Raw genomic sequence first — 7,397 nt, 5'->3', positions numbered from 1 at the left:
ACCAGGAGGAACCATGACTGCCGTCAATCCGCCCCAGAAGGACGTGGCGACGACCGGGACGATATTCGGTGACATCGACGTGAGAAGCGATGCCATCGACCGGGTCCACGCGCCTTCGCCCGAAGACTTCAAGCGCGACTACGTGTACAAGCGCAAGCCCGCCGTCATCACCGGACTGATGGACTCCTGGCCGGCGATGGAGAAGTGGGGATTCGACTACTTCAGGACCCACTTCGGCGACCTGGACATCCATGCCAACATCCAGAAGCTGGACTCCAAGCTGATCCTCGGTCAGGTCGGCAAGTTCCAGCCGATGAAGCTCGGTGCCCTGCTGGACGACATCGAGAACAACACGGACCCGGACCGGGCACACTATCTGCGGGCCTATCCCGTCCACCGGATGATCGACCACTACCCGGGCCTCGCGGACGACTACGACCTTCTGGACCTGGTGCCGAACTGGGCGGACATCCGCTACCCCGCACAGTGGAAGACGGGCACGAAGAACCCGGCACGGCTGCTCGGGCTGTTCCTCGCCAAGACCTTCCTCAACCGCGGGAGCAACAAGCCGGCTCCGCGCAGCACCGTGTCCTCGCGCGTCGCGGCCGTGATGTTCGTCGGAAGCAAGGGGACGGTCACCCCCTTCCACAGCGACGGCATGCAGACGGCGGCCTACCTCAACCAGGTCGTGGGCAGGAAGCGCTGCTACTTCGTCTCGCCCGACCAGCACGCACGTCTGTACCCGCGGGCGTTCCGCCGTCAGTTCGGCATGGCGCAGGTCGACTACCGGCATCCCGACCTGGAGCGCAGGCCGCTCTTCCGGGACGTCGTGGTGGAGGAGACGATCCTGAACCCGGGCGAGACGCTGTACGTGCCCAGCGGCTACTGGCACGCGATCGAGGCCATGGACGCCTCGATCTCGTACAGCCACCAGATCGTCAACGAGGACAACGCGCTCGGCTGGCTGACGTGCATCCCCGAGCGCTACCTCGCGCAGGTGTACTTCAAGTCCCAGGGCGGTTTGCGCAACGTCACCGGGGCGAAGGACTGGGACGACTGGGCGTAGTGAGCACCCTTCCGAGCACGGGCCCGAGCACCGGCGCCGCCGAGACCGGCGAGGACACCGGCACGAGCCTGCTGCGTGACCGTGACTTCCTGCTGTTCGCGGGCGGGCAGGGCGCCTCAGCGCTCGGGGACTCCCTGAGCAAGACCGCCCTGCCGCTGCTCGTGCTCGCGCTCACCGGTTCGGGCCTGCACATGGGGATCATCTCCATGCTGTCGGCGCTGCCGATGCTGGTGCTGGGCATCCCGGCCGGCGCGTGGGCCGACCGGTTCGACCGGCGCCGCATGATGCTGTGGTCGGACATCGGTCGCGCGCTGCTGGTGGCGCTGGTGCCACTGGCGGCGGCGCTCGACATCTCCGTGGTGCCGGTGCTGTACGCGATCGCCGTACCGGTCGGCGTCCTGTACGCCGTCTTCGAAGCCGCGTGCCTCTCCTGCGTTCCTTCCCTCGTGGGACGGGACCGGCTCGGCGAAGCCAACTCGCTGCTGTCGATCGGGAACGCGCTCGGCTACATGACGGGACCGGCCCTCGCCGGCGTGCTCGTGGCGGGGGTCGGGGGCGCGGTGACGCTGGGCGTGGACGCGGTGACGTTCGCCGTCTCGGCGGTCACGCTCATGCTCATCCGACGCCCCCTGCAGATGGCCGTCGAGCGCGCACCGGGCACGATGACGCAGGAGGTCCGGGAGGGGATGCGGTTCATCGTCTCCCATCGTCTGCTGCGTTCGACACTGCTCTACTGGGCGGCGATCACCTTCTTCACCTCACCGGTCATCATCTGCGCCACGTACTTCATCCGTGAGGATCTCGGCTGGTCGCCGAAGGTCATCGGGCTGATCATCACGACGTACGCCTTCGGGGCGATCCTCGGCGCCGTGGTGGCCACGCGGCTCAAGCAGATGTCCGGAATGGTCATGCTCGGCGGCACGGTCGTCGGAAGTGTCGGCCTGCTCGTCCTGAGCACCACGGCCTGGCTTCCGTTGACCCTGTGCGTCGCGCTGGTCGTGGGCATGGGAGAGGCGCTCTCCGGCATCCTCTACACGACGCTGCGCGCACAGCTCATTCCCGACGAACTGCTCGGCCGTGTGACGACGACCGCGCAAGTCGCCACGTTCGGCCTGCGACCGCTTTCCCTGTTCGTGGCGGGTATCGCCCTGGAAACCACCTCCGGGTCCCTCACCCTTGCCGCGATGGGCATCGCATGCCTGCTCATCAGCATCGCTTTCGCCCTGCGCACTTCCATATTCTCCGCCACCGCTTCCGTGACGAGGTAGACACATGACAGAGACCACTCCCGAGACGCAGTACGCCGTCGTCCTGAACGACGAGGAGCAGTACTCGATATGGCGCAACGACCGCGAGCTGCCCGCCGGATGGACCCGTGAGGGGAAGGTCGGCAGCAAGGAAGAATGCCTCGACCGCATAGAAGAGGTGTGGACCGACATGCGCCCCCTCAGTGTCCGGAGCTGAGTGAATTCCTGTGTCATTGCTCAGGCGGCTCAGTGCCGGTGAAGGAACCAGTCGAATCCTCTGTCTGCCCTACGCGGGCGGCGGCGGATCGGTGTACGAGAGCTGGACGAAGACGATTCCGGCGCACGTGGACGTGTGGGTCCCCGACCTCCCCGGCCGGGAACACCGGATGCTCGACGAGCCGGTGGAGGATCTGTACGAGCTGGTCGCGGCCCTGGCCGACGCACTCGGCGAGGACCCGGTACCGACGAGCCTGTTCGGGCACAGCCTGGGCTCGCTCGTCGCGTTCGAACTCGCCCGTGAGCTGGAGGCCCGCTCGCTCCCCGTCCGCTGCCTGGTCGCGTCGGGGATGTCCGCACCCCGGACGCTGACCCCGCGGCCCGCGCCGACGGACGCTCAGATCCTCGCCGATCTGCGGCGGATGGGGGTGGCTCCCGACGAGCTCTTCTCGCAGCCCGACCTGGTGGAGCTGCTCCTGCCGGGTCTGCGCGCCGACTACACGATGGCGCTCGGGTACACGTACCGGGAGGGGCCGAAGCTCTCCTGCGGGATCTTCGCCGTGGGCGGTACCGATGACGCCCATGTGCCCCTCACCGGGCTCGCGGCGTGGTCGGAGGAGACCGTCAGGGCCTGCGAGACCCGAATGTGGGAGGGCGGTCATATGTATCTCCTCGATCATGCCGAGGACCTGGCCGCCTTCGTCACCACCTGCCATACACGTTCGCTAGGAGAATGACCATCAAAGCACGCACTGTCGAAGTCCCCGGTGGATCGCTGTTCACGACCAGCAGTGGCGGAACGAAGCCCGCTGCCGTGATGGTCCACTCCGGCCTCGCGCATTCGGACATGTGGCTCCCGCTGATGAGTGCGCTGGGCGACGAACTGCCCGGCGTCGCCTACGACTGCCGCTGTTGCGGGCGGTCGGTGACGACGCTCGACGGCACGTTCTCGGACATCGCCGATCTGGCCGCCGTGCTCGACGCCTATGGAATCGAATCGGCGGTCCTGGTGGCCGAATCACGGGGCGGTCGGATCGCGATCGACTTCGCCCTGGCACACCCGGAGAGGGTGCGCGGTCTCTTCCTGCTGGCACCCGACATCTCCGGTTACGACGCGCCGGTCGCCGACCACGAGCGGGCTCTGATCGAGGCCGTCGGGGCCGCCGAGGACGCCTGGGAGGTCGAGGAGATCATCGCGCACGAGCTGCGGCTGTTCGTCGATGGCCCGGCCCGTGAACAGTCGGACAGCCGCGCGGCGTTGCGCAGGACAGTGGCCGAGATGCTGCGTCTCAACTACACGCAGCAGAAGGACACACCCGACTTCGATTCGCCGGAGCCCGCGGCCGGCCGGCTGGCGGAACTCAGCTGCCCGGTCAGGGTACTCGTCGGTGACGAGGACACGACCGGCATGCGGGCGATGGCCGCCGAGATCGAGAGCAGCTGCTCCAGGGCGACGCTGCTGCGGGTGCCGGACGCCGCGCACGTACTCGCGCTGGAGCACCCCGAGCTGATCGAGCGCGAACTGCGCTCCTGGTGGCGGAACTTCTGACGATGAACAGTTGGAAGGTCACCCCGTGACGTCACTCACATCCCTACTCCGCGCCCACCGCTTCGCGACGACCTGGGCGGTGGTGTGCCTGCTCGTCGTGACGTCCTTCGTCCTGGCCCGGCAGGCGACCAGGCCGGCGCCCGACCGCGAGGCCGGGCGCGCGGCCCTCGCCACGGCCGGGAGCCTGCAGGACCTCGGCGTCCGTACGGTCGGCAACAAAGCACTGTCGGACGGTCTCGACCTCGTCGCGCGTGATCTCAAGGCGATACCGGGCATCGAGGTCGCCCGCCAGGACGCCTCCGGCACCTATCGCTTTCACGACCGCGACGTGGCCTACACCGTCGAGAACGTGATCGCCCGTCAGCAGGGCGACATTGACGACGCCCTGCTGGTCAACGTCCATATCGACTCGGCCTTCGAGGGTGTCGGGGCCGCGGACGACGCCGTCGCCGCGGGAGCGGTGATCCAGGCCGCCCGGCAGCTGGCGGGCGACGACCGGCACCGCACGGTCATCTATCTGTTCAACGGCGGCGAGGAGGTGGGGCTGACCGGCGCGGACGCGTTCACCCGCCATCTCTGGGCGAAGAACGTCCGCTGGTTCCTGAACCTCGAAGCCGTCGGCTCCGCCGGACTGCCCATCCTGTTCCAGGCGGGCGAGGACGACGGCAAGCTCATCGGCATCGCGGGGAACACGCCGCGTCCCTCCGGCTCGATCCTCGGCCAGTGGCTCTTCGGCGCGGGGCTGATCAACTCGGACACCGACAGCCGGGTCTGGCGGGGCGAGGGGTGGTCGGGGCTCGACTACGCGGTATTCGAGGACGGTTACGCCTACCACACCCCCCTCGACCGGGTCGAACGCATCGGCCCCGGCGTGGCACAGGCCCTCACGGACCTGACCACCCAGGTCGCCAGGGACATCACGAGCGCACCGGACGTCGGCGCCAAGGAGGCGTCACCGTATTACGTGGACGTCCTGTCGCGGGCGTGGGTGACGCTCGACCCGCTGGTCATGAAGATCTGGACCCTCGTCCTGCTGCTCGCGTCCGCCGCGCTGACGTGGCGAGCCCGCCGGACCTGGGGCACCGGGACCGGTCACGTCGTCGCCTGGGCCGGCGCGGCCCTGCTCGGTGTTTTGCTCGCGGTGCTCGCGGGCGGCCTGGCCGGTGGCGCCGAGTGGCTGTTGGGCGGTTCGCACGCCTGGTACGCGCAGCCGTGGCTCGTGTACGTCGTGCTGCTGCCCCTCGCGCTCCTGGGCGCGCTGCTGCCGCAACTTCTCCTGCACCGCCGTCGCGCGCGGCGCGCTGCCGGGCAGGAGGGAGCGGCAGTGGTGGACGGGCCGCGCACCGCACTGCTGGCCAACGCCTCGGCACTCGCCGTACTCGGCGTGGTGACCGCCTGGCTGGAGGTCGGGCCCGCGTACATCCTGTGGGCCGCCGCCACGGTCATGCTCGCGGCGATCGGCTGCGCCATGGTGCTGCGTGGCGCGTGGCGGGCGCTGCCGCTGGTGGTGGGCGCCTTCGTCCTGTGCGTACTGATCGCACAGTTCGCCCACAATCTGCTGGGCCTGGCGGTCCCGATGATGGGACGGCTCCCCACCGCGATAGCGATGGACCCCGTCCTGGGGGTCGTGGCCGCGGTGGTCGCCGTTCCCCTGGCGCTGGTCTTCGCCCCGTTCGTGTTCTACGCCGGTCATCCGCGCCGGTACGTGTACGCGACCGCGGCGATCACCGCGTGCGGACTCCTGATCGCCGGCCTGTCCTCGCCGTACGACGCCGAGCACCCCAAGCTCGTCTCCGCGTTCCATGAGCAGCGCGACGGGGAGGACGCCCGGATCATGCTGGAGGGACGGGACTACCACACACCGCAGGACATGGGCCTCCTGGACCGGGTCGCGGAGAAGACGGGCATGTCGGTGCGGGAGGACGCACTCGCGGCGCCGAAGGCGGACGTCCCGGCTGCGGCCGTCGACTTCGAGGCGGCCGGCCCGACGGAGCCGGTGACCGTCAGGATCGGCGCCAATGAGGCGAGCCTGGTACGGATCACCGTGACGGGCCCCGGGCTGTCGGTCGACGGCCGGCCGTTCGAGGGCACCGAGGCGGTTCTCGATGTCGTGGGGCGGTCCAAGGGCCACACCGCGACGATCGAGCGCACCGGTCCGGTGAAGATCACCGTCGACCAGGTGTTCCTGAGGACCGGACGCGCGGTCGAGCAGGTCCTGGCCGCACTGCCGGACTGGGCGGTGGGTCACGGCAGAACGGTGATTCAGCGCACGTACGCCGATCCGCAGGAGTGACCCGGCCCCCGGGCCCCCGGCATGTGCTGCCGTGGGCTCGGGCCTTCGGCATGCCCTGCCGTGGGCTCGGGCCGCCGCCGGTCCCCGTGCGTTCAGCCCTCCGACCGAACCCGTACGAACCTCGCGGTCTCATGACGCCCGGCAGCCTGGCGCAGCTCCACGGGAAGCGGCTGGTCCAGCATGCGCACGGGCCCGTGGTCGACGTCGTCCGTCAGCTCTCCCAGGCGGCCACGCACCAGCTCGCCGACCTGGCGCGACTGCGTTGCGGGCAGGCGGGGCGACGTCTTCACGGTTCGTTCGTCGGGAAGCAGGACGAGGAGTGACTGGGGCCGCTCCGCCGGGCCGAAGACACCGATCAGCAGGCCGTCCGCCGTGTCGGAGTGCCGGATCTTGCGCCAGCTCCACGTCCCGCCGGCTCGATAGGGCGAGTTCAGCGCCTTCGCCACGATGCCCTCGACTCCCACCGCTCTCAGGTCCCGGAACCACTCGCGGGCCGTCTCCTCGTCCTGCGTGGCCAGTACGCGCTGCAGGGGCGGCCCGGCATCCTGCAGCGCGGCCCCGAGCAACTCCCAGCGCTCCCGCAGCGGCAGAGCCCTGATGTCCTGACCGGGCACGGCCAGGACATCGAAGGCGATGTACGACACCGGAACGCCCAGCCGCACCCGGTCACTGTGGGACCTGAGCAGATCGGTGAAACTCAGGCGCCCTTCACGGTAGGCGCAGAGTTCACCGTCGAGCACGAGCCCGGGCGGCAGATGCTCGGACAGGTACGCACTGATCTCCGGGAACTCCCTGGAGAGGTCCCGCCGCGAACGCGACTGCAGAACGGCTCTCCCCCCGTCCAGGACGAAGGCGAGGGCCCGGAACCCGTCGAGCTTGAGGGAGTACTGCAACCCCCCGGCCACACCGTGCTGACCGGGGATCTCGTCCGCGGGCCGGGGGCGCATGACATCGACCGGTGGGCGAAGGACCACGGCCGACGAGCTCTCATCCATTTGGTCAGGTTCGGCCCCTGGGTACGCCGAG

General features: G+C 69.2%; 7 protein-coding genes. 6 read left to right on the top strand and 1 reads right to left on the bottom strand.

Features of this window, described 5'->3' with window-relative positions; genetic code table 11:
- Positions 1-13: 13 nt before the first annotated feature.
- Genes ACFWSK_RS01850 through ACFWSK_RS01825 form a run of 6 tightly spaced genes read left to right on the top strand, consistent with a single transcriptional unit; the run spans position 14 to position 6,371 of the window.
- Positions 14-1,066: a cupin-like domain-containing protein gene (locus tag ACFWSK_RS01850; protein WP_383780548.1), complete on the top strand. Its 1,053-nt coding sequence runs from the start codon at positions 14-16 to the stop codon at positions 1,064-1,066.
- Positions 1,066-2,334: an MFS transporter gene (locus tag ACFWSK_RS01845; protein ID WP_383780546.1), complete on the top strand. Its 1,269-nt coding sequence runs from the start codon at positions 1,066-1,068 to the stop codon at positions 2,332-2,334. The genes ACFWSK_RS01850 and ACFWSK_RS01845 overlap by 1 nt, the downstream gene beginning before the upstream one ends.
- A gap of 4 nt (positions 2,335-2,338) precedes the next feature.
- Positions 2,339-2,530 carry an MbtH family protein gene (locus ACFWSK_RS01840; RefSeq protein ID WP_383780544.1) on the top strand — a complete coding sequence of 64 codons (192 nt, stop codon included), beginning with the start codon at positions 2,339-2,341 and terminating at the stop codon, positions 2,528-2,530.
- Between the two features lie 10 nt (positions 2,531-2,540).
- Positions 2,541-3,266: a thioesterase II family protein gene (locus tag ACFWSK_RS01835; protein WP_383780541.1), complete on the top strand. Its 726-nt coding sequence runs from the start codon at positions 2,541-2,543 to the stop codon at positions 3,264-3,266.
- Positions 3,263-4,078: an alpha/beta fold hydrolase gene (locus ACFWSK_RS01830; RefSeq protein WP_383780538.1), complete on the top strand. Its 816-nt coding sequence runs from the start codon at positions 3,263-3,265 to the stop codon at positions 4,076-4,078. The genes ACFWSK_RS01835 and ACFWSK_RS01830 overlap by 4 nt, the downstream gene beginning before the upstream one ends.
- 25 nt (positions 4,079-4,103) lie before the next feature.
- Entirely contained in the window at positions 4,104-6,371 is a 2,268-nt protein-coding gene (locus ACFWSK_RS01825) for a M28 family peptidase (protein WP_383780535.1), read from the top strand.
- Between the two features lie 92 nt (positions 6,372-6,463).
- Here the strand turns inward: ACFWSK_RS01825 and ACFWSK_RS01820 are convergent, their stop codons facing one another.
- The gene (locus ACFWSK_RS01820; protein WP_383780532.1) at positions 6,464-7,366 is read right to left on the bottom strand and encodes a DNA ligase; all 903 of its coding nucleotides are present in this window, start codon (positions 7,364-7,366) and stop codon (positions 6,464-6,466) included.
- Between the last annotated feature and the right edge of the window lie 31 nt (positions 7,367-7,397).

It is taken from the genome of Streptomyces sp. NPDC058620, assembly GCF_042717135.1.
In the GTDB taxonomy this organism is placed as follows: domain Bacteria; phylum Actinomycetota; class Actinomycetes; order Streptomycetales; family Streptomycetaceae; genus Streptomyces.
This window is presented reverse-complemented; position numbering and strand designations above follow the sequence as displayed.

Bases quoted from the DNA above. Each gene is read 5' to 3' on its own strand.
- ACFWSK_RS01840 (WP_383780544.1), top strand. From the start codon at position 2,339: ATGACAGAGACCACTCCCGAGACGCAGTACGCCGTCGTCCTGAACGAC.
- ACFWSK_RS01820 (WP_383780532.1), bottom strand. From the start codon at position 7,366: ATGGATGAGAGCTCGTCGGCCGTGGTCCTTCGCCCACCGGTCGATGTC.
- ACFWSK_RS01850 (WP_383780548.1), top strand. From the start codon at position 14: ATGACTGCCGTCAATCCGCCCCAGAAGGACGTGGCGACGACCGGGACG.
- ACFWSK_RS01830 (WP_383780538.1), top strand. From the start codon at position 3,263: ATGACCATCAAAGCACGCACTGTCGAAGTCCCCGGTGGATCGCTGTTC.